General features: G+C 54.3%; 22 protein-coding genes. 14 read left to right on the top strand and 8 right to left on the bottom strand.

The features are described from left to right. Positions 1–35: 35 nt before the first annotated feature. The 5 genes from HY913_19320 to HY913_19300 all read right to left on the bottom strand — a co-directional run bounded on the left by HY913_19320 (position 36) and on the right by HY913_19300 (position 6,167). Positions 36–1,535, bottom strand: a complete 1,500-nt coding sequence (locus HY913_19320) for an acetyl-CoA carboxylase biotin carboxylase subunit (GenBank protein ID MBI4965436.1) — start codon at positions 1,533–1,535, stop codon at positions 36–38. Between the two features lie 13 nt (positions 1,536–1,548). Continuing rightward, complete coding sequence (locus HY913_19315; GenBank protein MBI4965435.1) at positions 1,549–3,165, bottom strand: methylcrotonoyl-CoA carboxylase; 1,617 nt, start codon at positions 3,163–3,165, stop codon at positions 1,549–1,551. Between the two features lie 4 nt (positions 3,166–3,169). Then, a complete protein-coding gene (locus HY913_19310; protein ID MBI4965434.1) occupies positions 3,170–4,312 on the bottom strand; it encodes an acyl-CoA/acyl-ACP dehydrogenase in 1,143 nt (380 codons plus the stop codon). A gap of 12 nt (positions 4,313–4,324) precedes the next feature. Continuing rightward, positions 4,325–5,467 (bottom strand): acyl-CoA dehydrogenase family protein, encoded by a 1,143-nt coding sequence (locus HY913_19305; protein ID MBI4965433.1) that lies wholly within the window; start codon positions 5,465–5,467, stop codon positions 4,325–4,327. A 79-nt stretch (positions 5,468–5,546) separates the two neighbouring features. Beyond that, positions 5,547–6,167, bottom strand: a complete 621-nt coding sequence (locus tag HY913_19300) for a TetR/AcrR family transcriptional regulator (protein MBI4965432.1) — start codon at positions 6,165–6,167, stop codon at positions 5,547–5,549. A 297-nt stretch (positions 6,168–6,464) separates the two neighbouring features. Here HY913_19300 and HY913_19295 point away from each other — a divergent pair, with 297 nt between their 5' ends. After that, on the top strand, positions 6,465–6,860 hold the full coding sequence (locus HY913_19295) for a RidA family protein (GenBank protein ID MBI4965431.1): 396 nt from the start codon (positions 6,465–6,467) through the stop codon (positions 6,858–6,860). Between the two features lie 121 nt (positions 6,861–6,981). Beyond that, entirely contained in the window at positions 6,982–7,857 is an 876-nt protein-coding gene (locus HY913_19290) for a metallophosphoesterase (GenBank protein MBI4965430.1), read from the top strand. A 5-nt stretch (positions 7,858–7,862) separates the two neighbouring features. Here the strand turns inward: HY913_19290 and HY913_19285 are convergent, their stop codons facing one another. Next, positions 7,863–9,911 carry a glycogen-debranching protein gene (locus HY913_19285; GenBank protein MBI4965429.1) on the bottom strand — a complete coding sequence of 683 codons (2,049 nt, stop codon included), beginning with the start codon at positions 9,909–9,911 and terminating at the stop codon, positions 7,863–7,865. Positions 9,912–10,283: 372 nt separating this feature from the next. Continuing rightward, entirely contained in the window at positions 10,284–10,619 is a 336-nt protein-coding gene (locus HY913_19280) for a hypothetical protein (protein MBI4965428.1), read from the bottom strand. A 1,048-nt stretch (positions 10,620–11,667) separates the two neighbouring features. Between HY913_19280 and HY913_19275 the strand changes: the two genes are divergently transcribed. The 12 genes from HY913_19275 (at position 11,668) to HY913_19220 (ending at position 23,444) form a co-directional block, all read left to right on the top strand. Then, positions 11,668–12,855 (top strand): hypothetical protein, encoded by a 1,188-nt coding sequence (locus HY913_19275; GenBank protein ID MBI4965427.1) that lies wholly within the window; start codon positions 11,668–11,670, stop codon positions 12,853–12,855. Between the two features lie 1,062 nt (positions 12,856–13,917). Next, a complete protein-coding gene (locus tag HY913_19270; GenBank protein MBI4965426.1) occupies positions 13,918–15,261 on the top strand; it encodes a PAS domain-containing protein in 1,344 nt (447 codons plus the stop codon). 10 nt (positions 15,262–15,271) lie between these two features. Then, complete coding sequence (locus tag HY913_19265) at positions 15,272–16,309, top strand: response regulator (GenBank protein MBI4965425.1); 1,038 nt, start codon at positions 15,272–15,274, stop codon at positions 16,307–16,309. A 223-nt stretch (positions 16,310–16,532) separates the two neighbouring features. Next, entirely contained in the window at positions 16,533–16,760 is a 228-nt protein-coding gene (locus HY913_19260; GenBank protein MBI4965424.1) for a hypothetical protein, read from the top strand. Between the two features lie 530 nt (positions 16,761–17,290). Continuing rightward, the gene (locus HY913_19255) at positions 17,291–17,659 is read left to right on the top strand and encodes a hypothetical protein (GenBank protein MBI4965423.1); all 369 of its coding nucleotides are present in this window, start codon (positions 17,291–17,293) and stop codon (positions 17,657–17,659) included. Between the two features lie 23 nt (positions 17,660–17,682). Then, positions 17,683–17,925: a hypothetical protein gene (locus HY913_19250; GenBank protein MBI4965422.1), complete on the top strand. Its 243-nt coding sequence runs from the start codon at positions 17,683–17,685 to the stop codon at positions 17,923–17,925. Positions 17,926–18,344: 419 nt separating this feature from the next. Beyond that, the gene (locus HY913_19245; GenBank protein MBI4965421.1) at positions 18,345–19,094 is read left to right on the top strand and encodes a hypothetical protein; all 750 of its coding nucleotides are present in this window, start codon (positions 18,345–18,347) and stop codon (positions 19,092–19,094) included. Positions 19,095–19,099: 5 nt separating this feature from the next. Then, a complete protein-coding gene (locus tag HY913_19240; protein MBI4965420.1) occupies positions 19,100–20,353 on the top strand; it encodes a DUF4350 domain-containing protein in 1,254 nt (417 codons plus the stop codon). Between the two features lie 90 nt (positions 20,354–20,443). Further along, a complete protein-coding gene (locus HY913_19235; GenBank protein MBI4965419.1) occupies positions 20,444–21,373 on the top strand; it encodes a MoxR family ATPase in 930 nt (309 codons plus the stop codon). After that, positions 21,370–22,728: a DUF58 domain-containing protein gene (locus HY913_19230; GenBank protein ID MBI4965418.1), complete on the top strand. Its 1,359-nt coding sequence runs from the start codon at positions 21,370–21,372 to the stop codon at positions 22,726–22,728. Before HY913_19235 ends, HY913_19230 begins: the two co-directional genes overlap by 4 nt. Before the next feature lie 158 nt (positions 22,729–22,886). Further along, complete coding sequence (locus HY913_19225; protein ID MBI4965417.1) at positions 22,887–23,075, top strand: type II toxin-antitoxin system HicA family toxin; 189 nt, start codon at positions 22,887–22,889, stop codon at positions 23,073–23,075. A gap of 15 nt (positions 23,076–23,090) precedes the next feature. Then, positions 23,091–23,444, top strand: coding sequence for a type II toxin-antitoxin system HicB family antitoxin (locus HY913_19220; GenBank protein MBI4965416.1), 354 nt, complete (start codon positions 23,091–23,093; stop codon positions 23,442–23,444). 291 nt (positions 23,445–23,735) lie between these two features. Here HY913_19220 and HY913_19215 read toward each other — a convergent pair whose 3' ends face one another. Next, a complete protein-coding gene (locus HY913_19215; protein MBI4965415.1) occupies positions 23,736–24,575 on the bottom strand; it encodes a fumarylacetoacetate hydrolase family protein in 840 nt (279 codons plus the stop codon). Positions 24,576–24,592 lie beyond the last annotated feature (17 nt).

Below are 24,592 nucleotides of genomic sequence, written 5' to 3'. Positions count from 1 at the left end.
TTAGAAAAAACTCCCCCGGAGAACTACGTTTCGTCTCATCGGGCCGAATCCCATTGGCCCAGTCTTTGCCACGGGGAGGCCCAGTCCACCGGTTGGTCGGACGCTTGACCTCGGTCTGAGCGCGAAGCCCCCGACTGATCATGAACCACGAAAGCAATTGCCGCTGCATCGTTGGCAGCTTCGTCCGACTTCCATTCAGCGAAGTTCTCTTCGATAAAGCAGGTATGGAGATCGCCCCGCTGAAAAGCCGCGGAAGACACCACATCCAATAGAAACTCGATGGGGGTCTTCACGCCAAGTATCACGCACTCCTTAAGCGCTCTGATCATTCTGGCGCAGGCTGAGGGACGATTCTCGGCCCATACGACCAGCTTTCCGAGAATCGGGTCATAATGGACCGGGACTTCGAAGCCGGAGTAAATGCCGTGGTCGTAACGAACACCCGGACCCTCCGGAGACCGGGAAAGGAGAATTCTGCCTGGGGACGGCATCATACCGCTTTCCGGATCTTCAGCATAGATGCGGCATTCTATGGCATGACCGCGGCGGCTGATTTGTGCCTGGGTGAAAGGCAACGGCATTCCCGCGGCTATCTCGATCTGCTTCCGCACAAGGTCCATTCCCACGGTCAGTTCCGTGATGGGATGTTCGACCTGAAGACGGGTATTGACCTCCAAAAAGTAAAACTCTCCGGAACGATCCAGCAGGAATTCCACTGTTCCCGCGTTGACATAACCTGCGGCCGTTGCTGCGGCTACCGCGGATGCGCCCATTCGTTCGCGAAGACCGGCATCCAAAGCAGTGGAAGGGGTCTCCTCGATTATCTTCTGATGCCTCCGCTGGATGGAGCACTCCCGCTCAAACAGGTGAACCACGTTGCCGTGAGTATCGGCCAGGACCTGAAATTCAATGTGCCGTGGCCGGTCCAGGCACTTTTCCAAGTATATGGACGCGTCTCCGAACGCGCTCAGAGCCTCGCTCGATGCCATTGCAGCTGCTTCGACAAAGTCTTCCGGGCGTTCGACAATGCGCATGCCCTTCCCGCCGCCACCGGCAGCAGCCTTGACAAGTACCGGGTAACCCATCGCGTCCGCGGCTTCGACGAGACCTTCCGGATCAACCTCTGACGTCGTCATTCCCGGAATGATAGGTACATGGCTCTCCGCCATCATCCTTCGGGCGGTGGTCTTGTTCCCCAACTTGGCCATTACGTCCGCGGGCGGTCCGATAAAAACCAGGCCCTCCTCGGCGACTCGTGCGGCAAATTGGGGGTTCTCCGCGAGGAACCCATAGCCGGGATGAATGGCTTCAGCGCCGGATTGTTTTGCAGCGTCGACGATCTTGTCGATGTTGAGGTAACTCGATCTAGGGTCCGATTCACCCAGAAAGACAGCCTCATCAGCGGTGAAAACATGGAGTGATTCACGATCCGCTTCCGAATAAACAGCGACGGTACTGATGCCCATCTCTCGGCAGGTTCGCATGACCCGGACTGCAATTTCACCCCGGTTGGCGATCAGGATCTTGGAAAACATCCGGCAAACACCTTTACATACGGAAGACGCCGTGGCCTCGATCCCGGTCGGCCAGCCGCGCGTTAAGCGAAGCGGAAATAGCGAGGCCAAGGACGTCACGAGTTATTGCAGGATCGAGAATCCCGTCGTCCCACAGGTTCGCGGTGCTGTGGTACGCGTCCCCTTCTTTCAAAGCCGCGGCAATGATCGGCCCCTTTATGCTGTCGACCAATTCAGCAGGCAAGGGAGGTTCGCCCGCGCGCGCAAGCTGATCGTTTTTCACTGAGACCAGAACATCCGCGGCCTGCTCTCCTCCCATGACCCCGATCTGAGCATTGGGCCACATCCAGAGAAATCGAGGTGAATAAGCCCGGCCGCACATCCCGTAGTTCCCCGCGCCGAAAGACGCGCCGATCATAACAGTAAATTTGGGGACAGTGGCGGTTGAAACAGCGTGGACCATCTTGTGGCCGTCTTTAGTGATCCCGCCTCGCTCGTATTCCCTGCCGATTATGTACCCGCTGATATTCTGGAGGAAAACCAGCGGAATGCCCTGGCGGTCGCAAAGCTGGATGAACTGCGTGGCCTTGAGGGAACTGTCCGAGAACAACACACCGTTATTGCCAAGTATTCCGACCTGGTACCCGTGGATGTAGCCCCAGCCGCAAACCAAGGTGGGCCCGTACAGGGCTTTGAATTCCAGGAATTCCGAGCCATCCACCAATCGGGCGATTATTTCCCTTACATCGTAGGGCGTGGAGACCTTCTGGGGCACTATCCCCCAGATTTCTTGGGGGTCGTAAAGAGGATCGGCGGGAGGTCTCCGGGGGATGCGGGATTTCTCTTGCGTCGGCAGCATGGAAACGATGTCGCGGACAATCTGCAAAGCATGAGCATCGTCTTCTGCAAAATAATCGGAAACACCGGACTCGCGACAATGGACCATCGCGCCGCCCAGTTCTTCCGCTGTCACTTCTTCTCCCGTGGCAGCCTTAACCAACGGCGGTCCCCCCAGAAAGATCGCGCCGGTTTTTGTCACGTGTACGACGTGGTCCGACATGGCCGGAACGTACGCGCCGCCCGCGGTGCACAAGCCCATGACAGCAGTAATCTGGGGGATGTTCATTTTGGACATCAAGGCCTGGTTGTAAAAGCACCTTCCTCCGTCGTCCACATCCGGGAAGATCTCGGACTGTAACGGCAGGAACGCGCCGCCTGAGTCCACCAGCATTATCATGGGCAGGTTGTTCTCCATGGAGATGGTTTGACACCGGAGTGTCTTCTTGACCCCCATCGGATACACAGTCCCGCCTTTTATCATGGGATCGTTGGCATGAACGAAGACCTCTCGGCCTTGAACGATGCCTATACCCCCGCGAGAGCCTGCACCGTGGACTTTAGTGTCGTACATTCCCCTGGCAGCCAGCGGAGCTATCTCGAGCCAAGGAGTATTCCGGTCCAGCAGCAAGTCGAGCCTCTTCTGAAGCGGCAACTTCCCCAATTCTTCGTTTCGTTTGATCGCTTTTTCGGAGCGGTCCTCTCTGGCTTTTTTCAGCTCGGCCTTGAGGTCGGCGACGAGCTTTTCCATATGGGCATAATTGGCTTTGTATTCATCGCTGGTAGTGTCGATGCGACTATCTATGACTTCCATCGGCCTACACCTTGTACCGTTCCAGAAGATCCTCTGCGATGGACATGCGAGCTATTTCAGAGGTTGTTCCAGCTATAGCTGCGTACTTTGCTTCACGATACCCGCGTTCAACCACGTTTCCCCGGCAATAGCCTTGCCCTGCCATGATTTGCATGGCCGTGGAAGCGACCCTTTCGGAGGCCTCCGCGGCAAAGACTTTGGCGCAGTGCAAAACCGTCAGCGCTTCGGGGTCGGAGATCGAGAAAAGCCATCCTGCCCGGCACGCCAAAAGCCTTGAAGACTGGCTCAGTGTCAGCATTTCGGCCAATTTGAATCGAATTTCCTGGTGATTGAAGATTGCCTTGCCCCCTCGTTGATGCGTCCGAGCGTAAGACAGGGCCGCTGAGATGGTCCTCTCCATGAGTCCTACAGATGCTACTGCCAGCACCATGTTTTCCATATTTCTGAGGAATTCTAACGCCGCGCGGTCATCAAACGGGCCTAACACCCTTGTTGCAGGAAGTTGGACACCGTCCAACTCAAGAGAAGCCACGGTTAGGCCGTCAAAACCCATTGTTCGGATTCGCGGCCCGATTACCACGCCTGGAAGCTCCGGCTGGACGAGAAAAATGGCCGTTTGGCCATTCACCTGTCCAAAGACTGCGATGTGGTCTGCGATCGGCCCGTTCGTAACGAAGCTCTTCCGACCGGTCACAACGTAACCGTTTGCCGCGGCACGGCCCTCAGTAAGAAAGCCGGTGCCCGCGTTTGATTCATCGGCCTCGCTGACTGCCACCGCGGCTATTATTTCACCCTTTTGCAGGGGCCCGGACAAATCGCCAACCTGCGAGTCCTCGCCGAAGCCTGTGATAAGCCCACCGAACAATCTCGCGGTCGTCTCAACGGAAAGGAACAGGGAACCGGACGCGCAAGCCAGTTCCTCCTGGGCGGCTATTAGCCTTAAGGTGTCCGCTCGCCTCGCTCCCGCGATCCCCAGGGCAAGGTAACCCGTTTTAGCCAACCGCATGAGCCATTCGGACGTGATGCTCTTTATTTCCGCAGTGTCAGCCTCTTCCAGGGCCTGCAATTCCGCGACGGACGGTTCATCCAAGAGACCTGTGATGCTGTTTCTTTGCTCCAGCTCTTCCTGCGTCCAGTCAAAGTTCATGAGAAACAATCCTTACATTAGACGCGAAATGATCACCTTTTGAACGTCGGAAGTGCCGCCGCCTATCGGGGCCAACCTGCCATCCCGGAAAACTCGTTCAATGTCGTACTCGTGACAGTACCCGTATCCTCCGAACAGGACCATTGCATCGTTGGTGGGTCTAAGAGACCAGTCCCCCACGAAAAGCTTTGCCACCGCGGCTTCAAGATGGTTCAAAGGCCTGCCCTGGTCCTTGCACCACGCTATGCGATACGCCAGGGACCGCGCTGCTTCCAGGAAGATTTTCATGTCCGCTATCTTGTGCTTGATTCCCTGAAAATACGCTATGGGGCGGCCGAATTGCTCGCGTTCCTGAGCGTAACGACAAGAGCGCTGAATCAAAAATGAAATAGCCCCAACAAACGGCGCCAGCAGAGCGCTCCGGTCCCATTCCACCGTTTGCATGGCCATCAGAAATCCGTTTCCCTGCTGGCCCAGAAGGTTTTCCAGGGGAATCGCGCAATCCTCGAAAACCAACTCCGATGTGGGCGAACTCCTCACCCCCATCTTTATGAGGCTGCGGCTCACGGAAAACCCCGGCGTCCCTTTCTCAACGATAAACGCTGAGATGCCCGCGTGTCCTGCCGCGGGATCGGTCTTGGCGTAGATCACGGCCACATCGGCTATAGCGCCGTTGGTGATGAACATCTTCGACCCATTAAGGACCCAGGAATCGCCTTGCCTCTCCGCGCGGGTCCTCAGAGAAGCCACATCAGAGCCAGCGGCCGGCTCGGTCAATCCCATGCAGCCTACCCATTCGCCGCGGGCAAGTTTTGGAATGTATCTCTGTCGCTGTGTGTCTGTGCCGTGGCGAAAGATAGTGTCGGCACAAAGATAAGTGTGAGCGCCGTAGCTCAGTGTGAGGCCGCCGTCGACTCCGGCCTCGCCCAAGGCCTCCGCGGCGATCACCGATGTCACCACGTCCCCGCCGGAGCCCCCAAGTTCTTCCGGAAAATGAAGGCCGAGTATGCCGAATTCGCCCAGCTTTCGCCACGACTCCCAGTCGAACTCGCCCTTCAGGTCATGTTCCTGCACTCGTGGCACGATTTCACGGCGGGCAAACTTGAGGACCTGCTCCCTAAACATGAGTTGTTCAGGGGTGAAGGCAAAATCCATGAATATCGCCTCCAGCGGACTTCCGGGGGAATCCTTTATTGTGTAAAGAAGTCTTCCCTATAACATGCCCAAATTCCTATCACGCTCGGGCGGGACGTGCTCCGTTCAGGAAGACTTCCAGTAGCGCGGCCGCGATTCGTTGCTTTTGTGTTCGTCCCTTCAGAGGGAGCTTTTCAACGACCATTACCGATACGAAGCTGTCTATGGCGCCTAAGAAAATATAGGTCAGGTAAAAGGCCTTCACATCCGAACGCAAAATATTCTGCGCTTGGCCTACGGCGATAATCTTCTCCGTCCGTTTCATGAAGTTCCTGAGCCATTCAACTCGGGGTGTAGTGAGATTTGAGGAAGATCGCGAGATTTCCGTTACAAAGATATGGACCATATCGGGGCGCTTCTCGTACTGGTCGAGAAAGTAATTCACGATTGCCGAAAGCCTTTCAACCACGGATGCCGCTTCCGCGTCGCAGCGGTCCATCATGGAGAAAAGGCCGCCCCACCATTCCTTGAGAATTGCATCGAACAGGTCGGTCTTGCTTTTGAAATAGTGGTACACCAGGCCGTAGGAAATTCCTGCGGCGTGAGCGATATCGGTTATTCGGGCCTGATGGAATCCTTTTTCGCGTATTACGCGGCACGCCGCGTCGAAGATAACGGCCTCTTTGGCTTTCTTGTCGTTGACACTATTTGGATATTGCATAGGAAATGGATACCAGCAGGTGATTGATTTGTCAATCAGTTTCGCGGGTGGTCTGAGAGCAGCCCAAACCTAATGTTGCTGCGATTAATCAGCTGGTTGCTTTCCCGCGGAACGCGGGGTTTCGGTCCCCGCAATGACAATATTGTGCCATCTCCCGAAGCGAAGCCTGCGGAATCATGGAAACAATTCATCCCCTATAAATAGAAATTTGCCACGATGAGATTTTCAGGTAAATGGTATGATCAGGGTGTGGCCGAATTTCACACATTAGGTTTTCCAAATCGAAAAGGAGGCGCTATGGCAATCAGCAAAGAATCGAAAGGTCTTGGTATGCCCTGGGAAAAGGAGTATGGGTACTCGCAGGCGGTCAAAGTTGGGGATACCATCTATCTCTCCGGCCAGGTGAGCCACGACGACAAGGGAAATATCGTCGGGCCGGGAGATATGAACGTTCAGATGCTCCAAGCCTATGCTAACGTCCAGAAGTTGCTCAAACAGTATGGCGCAACCATCGACAACGTCGTGGACGAGGTGCTCTTTGTAACAGATATTCGTGCAGCGTCTGCCGCAAGGGCGAAGTGTCGGGAGGAGGTCTTTGGAGGCGAGCCGGTGGTGGCGAGCACTCTCGTGCAAATCCAGCAACTGGCGCTCCCCGAGTTTATGGTTGAAATCAAGTGTATTGCGAAAGTGTAAGTGCACGTTGTGAAAATCACAAAGATGAGCCTGCTTCTCCCCAGGTGATTATACTGAGGCATATCTTGCGAGACTATTGCTGACCTTAATCGGGTGCTCCGCTCCTTAAAGCACTCGGCAGATCGGCTTTGCCGTTAGGCGGCACGAAAGAGAGGTTTCATTGCTTACACGGCGTGAATTTCTTTGGGCTTCGGGGGCCACGTTGGCTGCTGGTGCAGGTGTCGGGATATATACCTTCGAGATAGAGCCCCATTGGGTGGAGTTCGTGCACCGTTCGTTGCCGATTCGAGGACTGCCGCGTTCGTTGCAGGGACGAACACTGGCCCACCTGAGCGACATCCACGTGGGAGGAGTAAACGATGAGTACGTGACAGCCACATTTCAGCGGGTGGCCGCGCTTCGGCCGGACATCGTTGTGGTGACGGGCGACCTGATGTCATATTATACGGGAGCCTTCAAGAGGATGGAGTCGGTCTATCGGCATTTCCCAATGGGACGTCTGGCAACGGTGGCCACTCTCGGGAACCACGATTACGGTCCTAATTGGTCACACCCGGAGGTCGCGGCAAAGGCAGTCGATATTGTCTCGGATTTCGGCATAACTGTGCTCCGCAATCAAATTCATGAGATCGAAGGGCTCCGGATCGTAGGGCTGGACGACCTGCTGGCTAAGCGTTTCGACAAAGAGCGGGCGGCAGCCCTCCTGAAATCTGCATCACCCGCACTGGTGCTGAGTCATAATCCGGATACGGTTGATCTGCCGGTCTGGGACGGTTACGAGGGATGGATCCTCTCGGGCCACACACACGGGGGCCAGTGCAAACCGCCGTTTTTTCGGCCGCCGCTATTGCCGTGCCGCAACCGACGTTATATTGCCGGGGAGTTCGCCCTCAGCGGAGGTCGCCGAATGTACATCAGCCGAGGCGTGGGCCACCTTCTGCACGTGCGTTTTAACGTCCGTCCCGAGGTCACGGTTTTCCAGTTGCAGAGCACGTAGTCCTATCAGGCGGGTTTACCCAACAACACAACCACTGACCTGGGCTTCACGCGGTAAGTGAGGCTAGTCAGCGGTTCTTCTTGCCCTGCCTCCGCGATGTCGTGAGGGCCGTCCAGGGCCGTATCTACCACGCGGCGCCAATTTGTGCCCTTCTGAATAGCGAATTCGAGTTCCTCCGAGGAAGAGTTGATCATTACATAGATGCCTTGATCCTTCTGCGACTCTCCGTTCAGGAAGAAGGCCATGCTGCGGGACTGGGAAGACCAGTCAACTTCGGGGCCTACGCCGAACCACCTGATGTCATCTCTCCAGAAGCGACTGCGCCCCAGCGACGGATGGGCTTTTCGAAAAGCGATCATGAGCTTGAAGAAGCGGAATACGTCCTTGTTCCTTTCCAGCAAATCCCAGTTGAGCCAGGTGGTCTCGTTGTCCTGGTTGTACGGGTTGTTATTTCCCAACTGCGTATTCATAAATTCATCGCCCGCACAGAACATCGGTGTGCCGTTGGAAAGCATCAACAGGCAAAAGAAATTCTTCACTTGCCGCCGCCGAAGCGCGGCCACCGCCGGGAGCAGGCCTTCGTCGCCTTCCCAGCCACAATTCCAGGACAGGTCATTGTCTGTGCCATCCATATTTTGATGGCCATTGGCCCAGTTGCGCTTCTTATCGTACGCAGCGAGGTCATAGAGGCAAAATCCGTCGTGGGAGGTGATATAGTTCACGCTTTGGAATGGGCGATAAGCCTCAATCAAGGAATCGGGAAACAGGTCGTCACTTCCGTAAAGCCGTTGCATCAAACGGCCGACTTGCCCCGAGTCCCCCCTTACAAACGAGCGCGCGTCATCCCGATACTGTCCGTTCCACTGAAACCACATGGAGCCCGGGAAGTTTCGCCCGAGCTGATAAGAGGAAACGTCCCACGCTTCAGCAATTAGAAGGACCTTGGCAAGGTCGGGGTCAGTGCGGATTGCTGAAACAATCGGCGGGTCGGCCAGGTTGATGGAGCCGTCGCTATTTCGGGTGAAGATGGTCGCAAGATCGAAACGGAAACCGTCCACATGGGTCTCTTTAACCCAGTAGCGCAGGCTGTCGAGGATCATGGTGCGCACATAACGGTTCGCGGTGTGCAGCACATTGCCCGTGCCCGCGTCATTGCGATATCGGCTGCGATCTGCCTCCAGCAGGTAGTACGTGGTGTTGTCAATGCCTCGAAAACCATACGTCGGCCCGTCTTCCTTGCCTTCACCCGTATGATTGAACACCACGTCCAGGACAACCTCGATGTCCGCCTGATGAAAGGCCTTGACCATTGCTTTGAACTCGTCGAGCTGTTCGGAGAAGTCCTTGCGCCCGGAATACGCCTGATGAAGCGCAAAGAAGCTCATCGGCATATAACCCCAAAAGTTGCCCTCCTGAGGGTCGAACTGGAACACCGGCATAAGTTCCACCACGGTCACACCCAACTCTTTAAGGTAAGGGATCTTCAGGGCCAGCGCGGCGAAGGTCCCTCGCTTGTCGGGATCGACCCCGGAGTTGGCTCGGCGCGTGAAGCCCCGAACGTGCAGTTCATAGATGATCGTGTCGCTGGTGTGCATCGGCTTATGATCGCCCGTCCAGTCAAACGGCTTCTCGGGGCAACGGATCACACCTAGTGGGGCTTTGCCCGCGTTGGACCCCGGACCGATAGCCGCTTCCCGAGAGAAGGCACGTGGAAAACATATTGCGCGGGCGTATGGGTCGAGCAGGACTTTGGACGCGTCAAAGCGATGGCCTTCAGCCAGATCAAACGGACCTTCCACCTGGTATGCGTAATAAAGGGCTTGGTCCACGACCTCGGCCGGGATGCGGCAATGCCAGACACGGCCTGACTTGTTCCTCAAGTAATTGAAGCGGTGGATGAACACCGGAGTCGCCGAATCGTCCTCGGAGTATAAATTGAGGATCAGTCCGGTGGCGTGTTTGGAGTAAAGGGCAAAATTGTAGGCTTTCTCAGCTTGAATAAAGCTGACGCCCAACGGATACGGAGCACCTTCGATCGCAGTCCATTTGTCCATGACGTCCCCCCGGGGGGCGAAAAAGATCTTTGTACAATGTATTTTCTCCCCCCTGATGACTTGGCTGAATGCCTTGTCCGGAACTCGCTCCGCCCGGCCACGGATTGTCGGGACAGGCGGCTCACCCCTGCATGAAGGACGGGCAACCCCGCGTTCCGCACGCGGGGCCGTCCCCACTGTCTCATCGCAGGTGTCGGCAATTACTTCTGAGAATCATTATATTCAACTTTGCCACAAAACCAGGAACGCGGCAAAAAAATTCCCACGACCTTACCTTGCGGGTCCTCCTTTCAAAAGGTGCTTTTGTCGTCGGGACAGGAGACCCCTGGAGCCACAGCAGAAAAAAGTGTGCATCGAGCCGGCTTATATGCCTCAGTCTTCCCGTCCGTAAGTGGTCCTTGGCGATCTAATCGGGTCGTAGGGCTCAGAGACGATCCTTTCCAGTAAACCCTCTTCCTCGCCCAGCCCTTCCTTCGTAGGAGCCTGCTCCGCAGGACATGAAGAGCACAATTCCTCTCCGGTTTCGCTCAGTCGGAGGAGGCCGCGACGGACAGCTTCACGGTTGGCGATCAGTGATTCGATTTCCTCCTCGCATGCCTTTCTTCTCTCAGAACCGGCGTCTTGCGCATCGATCTTCAACTGCTCTATCCGCTCGTTCCATTCTTGAATTTTAGTTTCAACCCTGTCTTCATAGCGGCTCAGTTCCAATTTATTTTCCTCCTTTCCGTTATGTCCGCCGATCAATTCTCTCTTTGGTCGCTCAAAAAATAGAAACAATTGTTTCTTTCGGTAAAAATGTTGATTTATAATATCCTCTGACTTTGAGGATAGACACCCAAGCTTGCACAGTCAAGTTACCGCATAAACATTTCCGGTAAGGGTAAACTGGATGATTCTTTGCAGGCCGGCAATCGTCATGGAAGCGTGATTTCCAGTGCGCGACGGGCGAGGCCGGCATGCACTTTATTTCTCTCATCTCGATCATCTCCAAGAGAGGACAGGGACTGTAGGAGCAGTTTAACGGTCTTTCCGCTCCTCTTGAACCGGATGTGATGACAGTAGAATCGCGACACGATTTCCATCATATTCGGGTTTTTGAGAAATTCGGACAGCCTCGCGCAATGCGCATGATATTCCGATCGGTCGGGATGGGCGGGTCCAAAGGTTGAATAGTAACCATTCAGTTACGCGCGGGGAGGGTTGGGCCTCTTCGAGATCATCAATCCTGCGCTGCTTCTCCAAACACAGAGCACAATTGTCTATAGCCATCACCCCGCCCTTACAGAAGCTCCGTCCCCCGACGCGGCTCACTTGTCTAATCCATTCGTCCACAAATCGTGAGAAAGAACGAGGCCCCTTCACATTCCACCCGTAACTGAGGAGTTACAGCGCGGTGGAAGAAATGGTTGACGGAGTGACGGAGGGTGTTGTAGGCTCAGAGACTGGACAAAGTGGCCTTTTCATCAACGTGACGACGGTTTTGCCTGCGGACGCCCGCGTGGGACTCCGACGGCGAGCTTTTCAGGGTCGGCGGAGCAATCCCTCCACTCTTCACGGGTGCCAAACGGGCAGAATGGGGAGACAGCGGCATTATTCCGGGGGAAATGCCGGGAGGACCACAGGCGGCCCGTTAGGTATCTTAAGTGCGGGCCAGGATACTGGATTGTTGCTGTTTACCGGTGCAACCTGGGAGGGGTTGCCGGGTTGTACGTTTTCCCAACGGTCTCATTGGCGTGTGGATGTTCAGGAGGGTAGCATGTGCAACTGTTGTCGTATGTGGGGGGGTGTCGTCTTTTTGCTGCTCAGTCTTGTTCTCGCAACCACTGCGGGGGCTCAGACGCTCCCTTTCTCGTCCGGTCCGGGAACTTCACTGTTCGGAGACTTCGGATCGTGGCCATCTCTGCCCAGCTTGAGAGCGGGGGACTTCAAGGCCGGGCTTTTCTATGGACGAGGCTACATTCGCGTTGACCATAACATAGCCGCCGGTCCCGGACAGCTTGACACACAGACGGAGTTCGACGCTTTCAGCCACCGGAGGGAGACCCGACTTGAGGACACCTACGTTTCATTGCAATGGGGTTTGCGAGCCGGGGACGCCGAGATTCTGGTTCTGAATTTTGAGACGAACATCGGCCGGATTACCCAGTTCAAGCAAACCACGTCGCCGGGAATGGGCTTGGGAAGCGCTGTTACCGGGGGCCGTGCAACCCTGGCCACCCTCTTTCTTCCCGACAACATGGAAGGGGTGATCACGCTCGACAACCGCAGCCGGGTTTGGAACTGGGACATTCTTGGGATGGTTCCTGTTCTCCCGGGAGTCGACTTCCTTGTCGGGTACAAGTACACGAGGATTGCCAGCAGTCTGGACCCCTATTCCGCGGCCGTACCCTCGGACCCTGCTAACTTATTTATTTTTCTTCCGGGACTGGCCGGTTGGCAGAACAACTTCGGTATTCTCACCGTTTCCGGCGCTCCTTCCACCGACGCATTTTCCATGAACCAGGCCTTTCGTTACCAGGGGCTCCTCATCGGGGCAAGGTTGAAGAATACCGTAATAGGGTTCCCCCAGGTTGGCGCATGGCATGTTGACTTTCTCTGTGCCCCCTATCTTTTAGGAGGATACGAGTTCACGTGGGACGGGATACAAACCGAACCAGGTGGTGCGTTTATCAAAGGCAGTCAGACGACGAATGCAACCGGTCTGAAGCGGTACTATCTTGAAGTCCGGGGGGCCGCTCAGTTCCCGTTGCGAAATTCCCTGAACGTGGACGTAAAGGCAAAATGGGCCTATCTGAGCATGAAAGGCTCTGCGCCGGAGATTCAGTTCGCCGACACTAATGTTATTGCTTCACCGTCAAACACTTTTTTGCAATCGGTCGGCCAGACAATACATATGTCGGAGTATTTCTGGGGCATAGGAGGAGACCTGGTGCTGGCATTTTGAGGCGTCTCCCGATGATATGACGAAGCCGGTGAGCGGAAAGGTTGGGGGTATTCCGGGGTTAGCATAATGTTGGATGGAGTCGACTTGTTCATGCAGAGGCATCATCACGGTTGAACCAACACGAAGTCCTCAGAAAATTCTGCTGGTTAGGGTAGTTGAACCGACAGCGAGGGAGAGGTTTTGGAGATACTGAGAAAACTGGCGATAAGTGCTCGGCGGTGAGGATCGGTCAAATTCACCGGCTCACATCGTTTTTCCTTGGGCCATATTCGCAGAGACTCTCCGCTTGGGAAAAAGGCCAAACTGCGGGATTCGGAAGACCAGTCAACCTCGGGGTCGACGCCGAAGCATCTGATGTCGTCTCTCCAAAAACGACTTCGCCCGAGCGACGGATGCGCTTTTCGAAAAGCGATCATGAGCTTTAAGAAGCGGCACACCACTCTGTTCTTCCCCAGTAAATCCCGGGTCATAGCGGCTCAGTTCCAATTTATTTTCCTCCTTTCCGTTATGTCCGCCGATCAATTCTCTCTTTGGTCGCTCAAAAAATAGAAACAATTGTTTCTTTCGGTAAAAATGTTGATTTATAATATCCTCTGCCTTTGAGGATAGACACCCAAGCTTGCACAGTCAAGTTACCGCATAAACATTTCCGGTAAGGGTAAACCGGATGATTCTTTGCAGGCCGGCAATCGTCATGTAGGCGCGGTTTCCAGCATGCGGCGGGCGAGGCCAAAGGCTGAATAAAAAGCTTTACTTGACATCTGTACACGGGCTGGTACAATCATGCTGAGGGTGAGAATTATGTGAAGGATAGCTTGGCGGATTGTATTTGTTTTAATTGCGGAACATGAAAGACCTTTGGTAGCAAAACGAGATCATTCTTTTGCTTATTGTGTCCGCGCTATCTTGGAAAAGACCGGTGAACGTTTTGCCGTAGATTTTGCGCGTGATTTGGCCGCAAAAAAGGGCTTTTCGAGCAGAACAGCTTGCGCAAGTGCCGTCAGCATGTAACGGTATTGGTTGCAGTGAGCATTGATCCCGAATAAATGTCGGCGAAAGCCAATGCGTGAAAAAACACTACCTACTTTCGAGTCCTTTGACGTGTCCGATGACCTGCGGGACGAGCCTGAGACAGGGCGCATCGGAACGGAAACGATAGATCTCAGCACGCTCTTTACAGAGAACCTGACCCAGTCAGGAAGCTTTAACGTGGGCGGGGCCAGAGCTTCCTCATTCCGAAATCTCCTGCATGCCTTGCCGATACCTGCATTGCTTGTGGACCAGTCATTCTCCATTGTCTTTGCCAACCACTTTTGCGGCAAAATCAGCAGCAACTACGCAGATGTTCTGGGGAGGCCTTTTTCAAGTCTTTTTGCTAACGCGGGAGTGGCCGAAAGGGCACAAGGCTTGGTGGAAAGGGTCTTTACGACAAGGAAGGCCTTGGTGGCTGAGGCCATCCTGGAGATAGGCAAAAGGAGAGTTTGGGGAAGAATTCACCTCCGCACGCTCAGATTGGGGGTACAAAGGGCCATTCTGGTGATTGTGGAAGACATCACAGCCGAGAAGAGAGAACTGGTCCTGAAAAATAAGCAAGAGAAAGCACTGAGCGATTCCAGAGACGAACTCGAGAAGCGCGTGGCGCAGCGCACCCTGGAGTTGAAAACCATCAACGAGCGCCTCCAGAATGAAATAGGAGAACGAGAAACCACCAACAAGCTGCTCCAGCTTGAAGTTGCTCAGCGAATGAAGGTGGAAGATCAACTTCGGGCTTCGCTAAAAGAAAAGGAAGTCCTCCTTGGCGAGATTCATCACCGTGTAAAAAACAATCTGCAAGTCATAATCAGTCTTCTGGCGCTCCAGAGTAGGGCGGTCAAGGATGAAAAGGTCGCCGGTGCGCTGCAGGACAGCCAAAGCCGCGTCAGGTCCATGTCCCTGATTCATGAGCAGCTCTATCGTTCGGGGACGCTTTCGAGAATCGACTACCGTGCCTATCTGCGAACTCTCACGGAAGAACTGCTTCGTTCGTATTCTTCCGACACCGACAGCATATCACTTGAAATGGACGTGGATGAGATCTATCTTGGAATCAGGACTGCTGTTCCGTGCAGCCTGATAGTGAGTGAGTTGATATCCAACTGCCTGAAGCATGCCTTTGGCAGCGAAGGGCCAAAGCACATCAAAGTCTCACTTCGTAGCCTGGCAAACGGCAAGTACAGGCTTATAGTAGGAGACAACGGTCAGGGATTCCCACCGGGTTTCGATTATCGCAATTCGGAATCTCTGGGTTTGAGGTTGGTTAGCAATCTTACTGAGCTGCAGCTTCATGGCACAATGGAACTCCGGACAGAACCGGGAACGGAGTTCAGAATAGAGTTTGAAGCACTGGAGGGCGGCTTGGATACATGAGGCAGGGCCCATGATGGCAGCAAGTGCGGAAATAATGATCGTCGAGGATGAGGTGGTCGTGGCCATGGAGCTGGAAGAAGCTCTCAAAGCCATGGGCTATCGAGTAAACGCTATTGTTTCGTCGGGAGAAGAGGCCATATCGAGGGTGGACAAAGTGCCACCGGACCTCATTCTGATGGATATTAAGCTGCACGGCGATCTCGACGGCATCGAGACCGCGGGGCGAATCCGGGAGCGGCACGATATCCCGGTAGTTTATCTTACAGCCTATGCCGATGAACATAGGCTGAACCGAGCTAAGATGACGGAGCCGTACGGTTATCTTATAAAACCCACTTCCGAACGCGAATTGCGGACCACCATCGAAGTCTGCCTTTACAGACACCAACAAGAAAAGAAGATCAAGGATAGCGCCGTCTGGTTGTCCGCAACTTTGAACATATTGGGAGAAGCGGTTATAGTTAGCGATTCGGACGGCATCATAAAACACATGAATTATTCCGCCGAGACTCTGACCGGCTGGAGCCAAGAAAGCGCTTTTGGGAAACATTTCACCGAAGTATATGTTTTGAGGGACCAAAAGACCGGCGAGATATTGGAGAACCCTGTTCCGATGCCCTTAAAAGCCGGAACGGTACAGGGCAGCGCGAGACATATATTGGTTTCCAAAAACCAAACTGAGATAAATATCGAACATAATGTGGTGCCGGTTCACGATTCCAAAGGAAACCTCACAGGCGTTGTGTTGGCTTTTCAGGATTTTTCCCAGCATGGTGGGGAAACACAGGCCTCATTTGGCCACGCGGCAAATCTATACGTGTCCGCGGCCCTGTACTGCTCGGAAGGACAATATTCGAAAGCGGAGCCCCTGTACCGCAGGGCTCTAATGCTTTTTGAACGAAACCTGGGAAGCGACCATCCCAAGGTCGCCAACGTGCTGACCGACTTGGCCGACGTTTACACAAAGATGGGAAAGCCCGAAGAGGCAAAGAAGCTGGCTGACAGGGCGACTGAAATCAGGCGGAGCCGAAAACAGTTGCAGACTTGACCGAGCAGCAGTATGTGATACCCGAGAATTGAACAAAGATAGCTCCAATAGATATGATAGGTGTTGTTGAGGATGTTTGAATCCGCTTTGAATGTTTCTTCCTGGACCGGAACATGCCGATCTGATATAAGACTGTTTTGGTCATTGTTGGTTCAGCGCTAAGCACCCCAAAAGCGGGTTTTTGACCCTGGGGACAAATTCTGGAACTGAAGGGGGAATTGTGATGAAGAAAATCCTGGTATTATTGACCTTGATGGCTTTTGTGGCTGGAGCCACGGTAGCATTCGCCGTAGACCCGCAGCAACAGAAGCAAATTCAACCCAACATCAAATGCTGTTTTCAGGATGGACAATGTTTGGAAACCAAGGAAGAAAACTGTTCCTTAAAGAAGGGAATAAAAGTTTCCGATTGCAAAGACTGTCCCGGCGTTTGGGGTAAAGGCAAAAAGTAAATCTTTGTGACACCCCGGACCCCGAAGCAATTGTTTGGACTGTGCTAAATTACAAACCTTGGTCTGGGTGAACGCTTTTGCCGAAGAACATAGAGCTTGTAATCGTTTCTTACCCGACGACGGTAGCCCTGATGCTTTTCACGTGACCGAGAAGTAAGGTCCTGGATGGTGAAGCGCCTGGATTGATAGAAAAACGTCGGGAACACCGGCCCGCAGGGGCCCGGCATTCCGGGCCCCTGCGTCACCATGAAACACCTTGCGAAACTCGGCCTTAGGTGCGGGCCCGTTTTGTTGTCTGATGGCGCTCAAGTAAAGCGGTCGAGCTAGATAGCGAGACGAGCCCACAAGTAAGCAGACTCGTTGATATTGTTTCTCAAAGGACACGGTATGCCGTGTCCTTTAGTTTATTAAACTTCGGGTGACGGCATCGACGAATGTGGATTCGTCCCAAATTTCTTTGAATTCTTCTGCAGAAGTGCGCATCTGAATTTTAGGACCTCAACCCGAAGTGGCTATCGCAGGAGGTGTTCATGTCTCAATGTTCCTTAACGCAGTCGGAAGCCTCGAAGAACTGGCCGGAGGGGGTCATTTCGGTCAAGCTCACCATGAACTCATATCTTCTTGCCATGGCAATTGAAGAATCGCTCAACCGCGGAATGAAGCTTTGGGAACTTATTAATTTAGCATTATGGAAAGAATTGGGAGAGCCCGATTTTGACGCGCTGCTGGGGGCGGCCGCCAACATGGAGATCTTTGATGAGGACCCGAAGTGGAAGAAACGGCTGAAAATTGCGGCGCGGCATGAGTTGGCAGTGGCTGAGTTCAGAAAGCAGTTGGTCGTTGAGGATTCCTCGATCGAGGAGCCGGAGCGAGGTGACGGAGTCAAAAGGCCGACCTGAGAATTGCCCCATTGGAGGTTGCCATGCCGATCGTCAACTACAAGTGTCGAGAATGCGGCAAGGAATTCTCGAAGATTTTCTTCACGGCTGAGAATGCGCCGCGGCAATGCCCGGTTTGTAGAGCTTCTGACCCGGAGGAATTGGGTCCAACTTTTCAAGCCGATGAACAGACGGCCCAGAGGGTGATGGGCGTTTCTTGCGAGACCTGCGTAGATTCGGACTCGTGTTCCGCGTCAGGGTCCTGTTCCCCATCAGGATCGTCTTGATGACCGGTAGCGGGGAAGGTCCTTCCCTTAAGAGCCGTTAGCGCGTTAAATCAACGCGGCTCAAAAACAGATTCCCACCAAGGCCGAAACTTAGGTAAGATGTTGCCCCTGGAGAAGGTTCAGGCCGATAGAGTATCCTGCAATTCTGCATTCCGTATTCTGAAGTGCATTGCTTTCAGGAGCGCTACCCTTTGACAAGACCCCAACAACCTTTAGGAAGCCGTTCATATCAATATGCGGTTGCCTCATTGAATTGTGCGAACCCCCGCTTAGGTCGGTTCGCGGTCGACCGCGCAACACTGTCGAGGGCCGACGGCTACCGTGGTACCCTGGCGGCGACGCCGAGGCTCGGTGCTCTCCATGCCTACGTCTGTAGCAGCGACTTGGAATTACACGAAAGAATCTCATCGGTAGGTCAGTTGTCTTCGCGCATATTCATGTCCGTTCTCCAGTGGGCCACGGCTGTTTTCTTGTGTCTTATCCTATCGGCCGCCCCCGCAAGCGCAGCTGATACGACCTTCCAAGAGAGATACAATCTCCCGCAAGCGCCCGAGACCTTGCTCGAGGAGATACTCTCCAGGCCGGAGTTCAAAGAAGATGCGACGCTATCCTTCATAGAAGATCTGTGGCAGCGGTTGTCCGACGAGTTGGCAAGATTGATGGCCCGAATCCTCAAAAGGCTGCCTCTGTCGGCAAGCCCCAAGATTGATGAACACACGGGCTGGCTGATTATGAAGATGCTTTTACTAGGCTCTGCCGCGCTGTTGGTCATCTATATATTGGTACTTGTTTTCGGCCTATTTGCAAGGAGGCGAGCCCTGTTAAACACCAGCGTTATTGGACCTGAATCGGGAGAGGCCGGCGTTTCAGGAAGTCGTGATGCCTGGGATGAAGCCACAAGGTTGGGTGAAAAGGGTGACTACTCGGAAGCACTGATAAACCTGTTCCGGTTCGCCCTGCTCAAGCTCAACGAGCAGGGGATTTTGTTATTCTATCGTGGAAAAACCAATCGAGAAATACTTGAGAGCATCAGCAATGATAAGCTCCGTGAACTTGTTAGAGAAATGATCCCGAGCTTCAACCAGGTACGGTACGGCAACGGCTCCTGCGATCGGTCGGAATACGAACACGTCCGGAGCCTGTGCCTTCGTCTGCCGGAGGGGACGTGACGGTCATGTCTTCTCTGCGCCAAAATTTGATGATTTTCTTGGGCTTTTTGGCAACAGCCGTAATTTCCGCAGCTCTCCTGGGGTCCTCCAGTGACCTGGAGCGGCTTCCTATTCCTTCTTCTTATTCCGCAGCTCCCGAAGGCTGCAAAGCATTGTATATGCTTTTGGAGGAATTCAAGCTTCCTGTCAGCCGGTTTCGCAAGTCGTTCCAGAATCTGGGCTCGCAGCAAAGCGTTCTCATAGTAGTCGATGCAGGGAGAATACCTTTCACTGAACGTGAACTGGCCAAGCTCGAGGATTGGATCAAAAGCGGCAACAAGTTTGTATTCTTTCAAGGAGGATTTTCCAAGGCGGCCAAGAAGGAATCGGCCAGATCAGGAGGGGATTCCTCTTCGACTCGGACTGGACCCGCGCGGCGACTGGCGCTGAAGTTTGGCCTGCGACTGAAAACTTTTCCCGGCGGTTCCCGCGGCAACGTGGATGTTTCTTCCCGGCACCTGGAGGGCATAACCGAGCTTAGCGTATCGAACCTCAATAGATGGACATCTGCTCCCCAAGGCTGGAGCGCCCTGGCTGGTGATGAGGCAGGCCCGGTCGTGCTTGCCAAAGAGATGGGAAAAGGGGAGATGATAGCCGTATCCGACTCTACCATGATTCAAAACCGGTTCATTGGACAAGCGCAGAACGTGAGGCTGGTACCCGCGTTACTGCTTGGCGACGGTCGGCCGGAGCACATATTTTTTGACGAGTATCATCACGGGCATCAAGTCTCGGAAAGCCTGTGGAGCTACGTTGGATCCTCGGTATTCGCGTGGATAATGCTTCAGAGCGTTTTGTTTGTCGGGCTTTTCTTCTATTCCAGAAGGGCCGGCCAAACCGGCAGGTACCGCCCGCTTGACCGTTCCGTGGGAAGGTCTTCCTTGGAACACGTTGATTCGATGGCCAACGTCTTTGCTTCGTGCAAAGCCGGATCTGTGGCGTTGGAAGCGATGCTGCAACGATTCTTGTCAAGACTATCAAAAAGAACAGGTGTGCCGGTGAACGCCATCGAAAAAGGTGGTATTCATAACCGGCTGCCGGGCGACTCCGAGGCCGACGAAATCTCCGATCTTGTGCGAGACTGCCGCAATGCTCTCCAGACCAACGAAGATACGGAGCGGGTGGTGCAACTGGCTGGCAGGCTTGCCAAAGCGCAGCTGAAGTTGGGAGATGGTCTGCCTGGCGAGGGAATCAGGAAGGGGTGGGCCTTTAAACGTTGACGGGTCTGGGGGTTGCGGCAAAATGTTGAGGAATAATATCCCCGTATAGTCGGAGGCACAATGGAAGGTCCTGGACACAACCAAACAGGGATGAAAAGGGTTCAGCAGGCGATGGCCCGTGTCATTATGGGACAGGGGCAGGTGGCGGAACAGACGCTCACGTGTTTTTTGGCGGGGGGGCATGTGCTTCTCGAAGGAGTCCCCGGTCTGGGAAAAACGCTCCTTGCCAAAACGCTTGCCAGACTGATCGACGCGCAATTCCGGCGCATTCAGTTCACGCCGGATCTGCTTCCCAGCGATATCGTAGGAACGCATATTTTCAATGCCAAAACCGGACAATTCGCTCTACATAAGGGGCCGATCTTCACCGAAATTCTGCTCGCGGACGAAATAAACCGCACTCCGCCAAAATCGCAGGCAGCGCTTCTGGAAGCCATGGAAGAAAGGCAAGTAACTATTAATGGAGTTAGGAATCCACTCCCGGACGTGTTTTTCGTAATGGCTACGCAGAACCCCATAGAATACGAAGGGACGTACCCATTGCCTGAAACCCAGTTGGATCGGTTCATGATGAAGGTCATCGTGGACTATCCTCCTCCAGAGGCCGAGCTTGCAGTGGTCCGGAAATACTCGGAGGGAGTTGATCTTCACGATGTGGACGCGCTCATTCCCAAGCCACTCACTGCGAAAAAGGACGTCCTTGACCTGAGGCGGGACCTGCCGAAGATCGTGATCAAGGATGACGTGCTGGGGTACATTCAGCGAATTACCGCGGAAACCCGTGACCCGACCTACGTGCAGTTGGGTGCGTCAACCAGGGCTGCCGTTGCCCTTCTTAAGGCTGCCAGGGCCCTTTGTGCTTTGAGGGGTATGGAATTCGTCTCCCCGGACGAAGTGAAGGACATGGCGCTTCCCGTACTCCGTCATCGGCTGATCTTGAGGCCCGAAGCCCTCATAGACGGGCTGACTCCCGACTACTTTCTCGACAATATCTTGGGTCGCATACCGGTACCCCGATGAATTCAACCAGGGCCGGCAATGGAGATCGCATACGGGGGCTCCCGTTCTTTTTTTCAGGAAGATTTTTCTTCATCTTCGGGTGCGTTTCCGCGGCTCTGATTCCCGGCTATTTTTATTTCCCATTCGGGCTTGCAATCCCGCTGCTCGCAAATGTCGTGCTCCTGCTCGCGGCCTTTTTCGATCTTCTCGCGGGCCCTTCGACAAACGGCATCCTTATTCAGAGACCTTTGCCGTATCCCCTTGCTGTGGACCGCCCAACCGAGGTTGCCCTTGAAATAGCCAATAGGACCGGGAAACCCGTGTCCATCATCATTCAGGACGATGTGCCGCCCCAGTGCCGTACAGAGCATCTTCCGGCGACTGCTGTAGTGCATCCTGCTCAAGACGCCCGTGTCGTTTATCGGGTGACCGCCCTGGAGCGCGGGAGCGCGCGGTTCGGCAATATCCACTTTTGGCTGCCGGGACCGATGGGGCTCGTTTGGAAACGAGGAGAGATTCCGGCCGCTCAGAACATAAAGCTCTACCCAGGGCTGGCTTTGATCGAGCGCCAAAAGCTGGAACTGAGGCGAAGTGTGGCGCAGGAAGCAACGCGCCCGCTCTGGAAAAAGGGTCATGGGACCGAGTTCCACAGCCTGCGAGACTACGTGGCAGGTGACGACTTCAGGCTGATCCACTGGCCAACCTCGGCCAGGAGGGGCAACCCTGTGGTCCGACAGAATCGCGTGGAACGGAGCCAAACCATTTTTATCGTCCTTGACGCGGGGCGGATGATGACCGCCAGAGTGCTGGGCAAAACAAAACTTGACTACGCACTCGATGCAGCCTTGTTGCTGGCTTATGCAGCTCTCAATCTTGGGGACAAAGTCGGCGCCATGATGATTGCCCGGGACGTGCTCTGCCTGGTGCCTCCCGCGCGAACCCCGGATCAGTTTGGCCGCATACTCGATTCCACATACGCGCTGGAACCACGGATGGAAGAGCCTCGATTCTACCTTGCCCTGTCCGATCTTTCCGCGAGATTGAAACGAAGGGCATTGATAGTGTTTTTTACGGACCTTATAGATGAACGCGCGTCGGAGGGGCTGCTTCGGTACAGCTTGGGGCTTCGTCCGCGTCATCTTCCCGTTGTGGTGGCAATGTCGGACACGGAGGTAGCCGCACTGGCGGACAGTGTCCCGGAAGAGAAACAGGATTTGTACCGCCAGGGGGTCGCAGCGGAAATGCTTGAACGCCGCGAGCGTGCCCTAACCCGTCTCAAGTCGGCTGGCGTCCTGGTGATAGACACCCCGCCGAATCGAATGTCGGTACAGGTCCTGGAAAGGTATATGGACATAAAGACTCGGAACTTGTTGTGATGAATATAGTATGTATTTCTAACAAGTTGGAGCAGACCAAAAACAACGCGATTTTATTGACCCATTCAGTGTTTATACGCTTTTGTCTCCACGGGAGATACTATGGTGTCCTGCAAGTCCAGTGTTGACGCGGTCAGGAGAAAGGTTCATACTTGCTCATGACCAGTCACGAAGTCATCAGGCGACTGGAGGCTGACGGATGGTTCAGAATTCGACAAAGAGGGAGCCATATCCAGTTCAAACATGCCACTAAGAAGGGCAAAGTGACGGTTCCTCATCCCAAGAAGGACATGACGATACGGACCGTGAAAAGCATCGAAAAGCAATCGGGGCTCAGTCTCTTATGATCTGAGGAAATCCAAATGGCTGAATACGTTGCATTGTTGAGCAAAGACCCAGACAGCGACTATGGGGTGGACTTTCCGGACTTTCCCGGCTGCGTGACCGCGGCGGACTCTGCCGAGACAGCACGTGAATTGGCCTTGGAAGCTCTGTGCCTCCACATAGAAGGTATGATAGAGGATGGGGAGCCCATGCCTTCGCCGAGCCCCATCGAGAAAATCAGGTCCGATCCTTCCAATAGCGACGCAATTGATGTTTTTCTTGTGACGGTTCCAGATGATCTTATGCTCGCGAGCGGGCAGCGTAAGGGGAAAGACGACGTATTCGAAATGGAAAGCTGTGACTTGTCCTGGAAGAACATAGATGCCCCATGAGGACGCGAACCTCGCGTTTCGCCGGACGGCTCCCCCTGGTGACCGTATCCTACGCGCTAGGCGCCGGCCCCCAAAGCAATGCGTCAAGCGCACGTAATTTCTTTCTCATGGGTGCCACTGCCCAGAAACCCCATTTCGGCGATGGCAACTGAATAAGAAACAAATCCTGTGGCTTCGTGGCGCTATTTGACCGTCCAGGACAGCCCGTAGGATGCGGTGAGAAGCGAACCGCATCGATCGTGTCGTCTCAGACAGGGCAGCGGTTCACATTCTTCACAGCACCTACCAGGGTTACTTTACCGTCCAGGACAGCTTGCCCAGTGGCCCCCAGTCCCCTTCGTACTTTCCGGGCTTGCCGGGAATCATGTTGCCCATTGCGCCGGTGATTAAGATCTGTCCGGGATCTATGGTCCAGCCCTGCTCCACAACGCCATTTACAAGCCAAAGCAAGGCCTTCCATTGATCGCCCAGGGTGTCTGCGGCCTTACCGTGGTTCACCACCGTTCCATCACAGGTAAGGGTGACGTCGACTTTGGACGCGTCAACCTTGTCCACCGGGACCCTCGGGCCGATGATGTACTTGGCCGACGATACCGCGTCTACAATAATGTCCGGTCCTTTGAGGTTCTGCATGTCCGCGAATCGGAGGTCAGGCAACTCCACGGCCGGAAAGACCTCTTTGATCATTTTTTTCAGAGACTCCACATCCTTGACCGGCTGGCTGATCTTTTGGCCGACCACGTACCCGACTTCATTCTCTATAAACAACCGAACAAAGTCTTTCCTGTCCACAACAGCGCCAGGTCCCAGTTCGCCGGAATGGAATAGCGGGCCCAGCAAAGCGGCACTGACGCCGAACCTCTTCTGGCCGGCCTCGGAGGTTAGACCTGCTTTGAACCCGCTGACGGTGTCGCCCTTAGCAATGATTGCCTTTGCCAAGCTCTTTTGCAGTTTGTATGCTTTGTCCGCGGTGAGGTCAGGGAGTTTTGCGGACGGGAGAGCGAACTCTTTCACCGCAGCGCGTGCTTCCACTATGGCGTCAACGACCTCTTGGTCGCCGGCCGGCGCAATGTCCAGAAAAAGAAAACAGCTACAGATCAGGCTCAACAGCAAGATCATCAACTTTTTCATTACAAACCCCCTTTTGT

The organism is Desulfomonile tiedjei, assembly GCA_016212925.1.
Taxonomy (GTDB): Bacteria; Desulfobacterota; Desulfomonilia; order Desulfomonilales; family Desulfomonilaceae; genus JACRDF01.
This window is presented reverse-complemented; position numbering and strand designations above follow the sequence as displayed.